Source organism: Candidatus Burkholderia verschuerenii, assembly GCF_001189365.1.
In the GTDB taxonomy this organism is placed as follows: Bacteria; Pseudomonadota; Gammaproteobacteria; order Burkholderiales; family Burkholderiaceae; genus Caballeronia; species Caballeronia verschuerenii.
The window spans coordinates 1-2679 of record NZ_LFJJ01000321.1 but is presented as its reverse complement, the minus strand read 5'-3'; the positions used below and the strand labels follow the sequence as shown (position 1 = coordinate 2679).

General features: G+C 62.4%; 4 protein-coding genes. All 4 read left to right on the top strand.

What is annotated here, in order from left to right; genetic code table 11:
* Positions 1 to 237: hypothetical protein (locus BVER_RS34885; protein WP_232316902.1), on the top strand; the 237-nt coding region annotated here is incomplete at its 5' end.
* Positions 238 to 306: 69 nt separating this feature from the next.
* Positions 307 to 1188 (top strand): hypothetical protein, encoded by an 882-nt coding sequence (locus BVER_RS35820; RefSeq protein ID WP_332309164.1) that lies wholly within the window; start codon positions 307 to 309, stop codon positions 1186 to 1188.
* Positions 1185 to 2264, top strand: a complete 1080-nt coding sequence (locus BVER_RS35815; RefSeq protein ID WP_332309163.1) for a hypothetical protein — start codon at positions 1185 to 1187, stop codon at positions 2262 to 2264. Before BVER_RS35820 ends, BVER_RS35815 begins: the two co-directional genes overlap by 4 nt.
* A 16-nt stretch (positions 2265 to 2280) precedes the next feature.
* Positions 2281 to 2679: hypothetical protein (locus tag BVER_RS34880; RefSeq protein WP_502255042.1), on the top strand; the 399-nt coding region annotated here is incomplete at its 3' end.

Sequence of the window (2679 nt, the reverse complement as noted above, 5' to 3'; positions counted from 1 at the left end):
GCTCAACGTCATGCCTCAACCTCTACTCGTGCGCTGCAGACCTGGCTGAGATGTGCGTTTACGTCTGCACCAGACTGCGTCGTCGGGTCCATTCCGGCAAATTCAATTTTGCAGGCCCGACTATTTAGCGGAGCAAACGTTTGCATCCACGATTTCCGGCGATATGCGCCGAACATCGCGGCTCTGCGCCATAAGCGTTGGTCGGGCGGCGTCTTCGCCGATTCCAGCCTGCCGTAACCGAAACCCGATGCCAACAGGCGTCCTGGGTGTGCTTTGTCACGCCCTGTCACCTTGCGTTTAATTACCATGAAGAAGAACCCGTTTATTTTCTCGGCGCTCGTTCTCGCCCTTGCCGGTTGCGGCGGCGGCAGCAATTCGCCCGCATCCGCGACCAATGCCGCCGAGAGCGGCAACTCCAGCTCCGCCAGCGGTTCGTCGTCGGTCGCCAATGCGGCTGATGTCACCGATCAGGCCGTCAGCAAGGCGACCGCCGCGCTGCGCATGTCGTGCAGCACGGCGTCGGTTGCATCGGCTTCCGGCGGCAGCGGCCAGATTTCCGTCGATACGCCGAATTCCGACGGCTCGCGCATGTATCCGATCAACGCCAAGATCAACGTCGCGTTCACGACGCGCGCCGGCTCCGCGGATACGCTCAAGTGGACCATCAACAATCTGATCGACAAGCCGGTCGCCAGCGGCACGATCTCGGTGCCCGCGGCCGCGACGACCAGCACGATCACCTGTACCTCGACGCAGGCCGGCTTCTTCGCCGTGCGCGCGACGCTCGTCAACGGCGGCGGTCAGGTGCAGTACTCGGGCACGCGGCCGAACGGCTTCGCGACTTTCGGCGTGATCCCCGATCTGTCGTCGGTGCTGCCGGCGGTCAAGTACACGAAGCAGGAGCAGCATCGCTTCGGCATGCAAGGCTTCAACAACTGGCAGGTCATGCTGAGCGCGCTGGGCATCACCTCGCAGATCGACGATCGCCAGATGTCGGTGACGGAGCCGAACGGCCCGAACACCTTCAATCCGAGCACGAGCATGGCGGTGCTTGATTCGTTCTATCGCACCGGCGAAGTCATGCGTCTCGTGCGTCTGGACGGCATTCCCGGCTGGGCGAGCGCGCACGGTCTGAGCCCGGACTACAGCTACGCGCCGGCGGATCTGAGCTACTCCAGAACTACATGAGCCGCGTCGGTCAGGAAACGGAAGCGATCCGCGCCAAGTACTACCCGACCATGTCGAAGAACTACTACCAGGTGACGTGGGAGCCGATCGCGCAGTGGAAGGACACCGACGCGAATTTCGTCGCGCTCTACAAGTCCGCCTACGCCGGTCTGCATGCCAAGGATCCGAACGCGGTGGTGATGGGCCCGGCCGAGCCGTTCCAGTCGCTGACGACGACGCGTCTGCAGAATCTCGCGAAGCTCGGCTATGCGAACTACATCGACGCGGTCGCCACACACGGTTATTACGATGCGGGCACGTCGCCGTCGCATCCGCCGGAGCGTCATCAGACCGACGCGAACGCCGCCGATGCCGCCAACTCGCTGATGAACGAGATGCGTCTGCTGCGTCAGGAAATGCAGAAGGAATACAAGCCGAACATGAAGCTGTTCGTCACCGAGACGGGCATCAGCTATGACCTCGGCACGACCTACAACCCGAACTATCCGAACATGAACGTGCTGTATGCGCACGGTGCGGTGACGGCGCGTACGCACATCATCCTGCTGGGCGAAGGCGCGGATCAGACTTATGTGTTCTTCGGGCCGGATTTTCCGGGTGAAGTCGGCTACGGCACGTTCTTCGACCTCGATCATCCGCAGGCTGCGTTCGGCACGACCAACATCTCGCCGAAGCCGGCGGCGATGGAAGTCGCGACCATGACGCGCGTTCTCGACGGCACGACCACGCTCGGCCCGGTCAACAACACGCCGAAGGGTGTCTACGCCTACAGCTTCCAGCAGATCGGCGGCGGCAAGGTAATCACGGCACTGTGGACGCACAACAATTCGTGGTGGCCGGAAGTCAACAACAGCTTCGCGACCGATCTCAGCACGAACTACACGCTGACGGTGGATTCGGCCGGCACCAGCGGCACGGTCCAGGTGGTCGATGCGATGGGCAACGTGACCAACGTCGCCTACACGAACGGCGCCGTTACGCTCAAGCTGCGCGAGCAACCGATGTATGTGGTGTCCGGCAACGCGTCCGTCGCGAAGGCGAATGCGACCGTGCCGGTAGGTTACACGGGCATGTAAGTCCCCTCGCCCGTGCATGACCGAAGCGCCCCGCGGACCCACACCGCGCGGGCGCTTTTTTTTGCGAACGCTGCGTCTTTTATGCCGGCCGTCTATCTCGATATTGACAGCGGCCCTTCCCGCCCGCGATACTGCGTCACATGCACGCAGCCATCTTCTTGTCTTGGTCATTGCCGCGATTAAAAACCGTATGAACGCCATCTTTGGCGGGTCATCGGATCGTCGCGCGCTGTTGACGAACAGCAGAACAGGCAAGCAGATCGATTCCGAAGGCCCCGCCGCAAGACGGGGCCTTTTTGTGCGCCCAGCATGGGCGCACTCTTGCGGGTGCAAGTCGCGCGGCAAGTTGACCACAGCGAGCGAAGTGAAGCGCAACTGCGGAAGGGCGACCGACCGTGGGGAGGAAGCGTGGAGC

Coding starts and splice junctions, on each gene's coding strand:
- BVER_RS35815 (WP_332309163.1), top strand. CDS start 1,185: ATGAGCCGCGTCGGTCAGGAAACGGAAGCGATCCGCGCCAAGTACTAC.
- BVER_RS35820 (WP_332309164.1), top strand. CDS start 307: ATGAAGAAGAACCCGTTTATTTTCTCGGCGCTCGTTCTCGCCCTTGCC.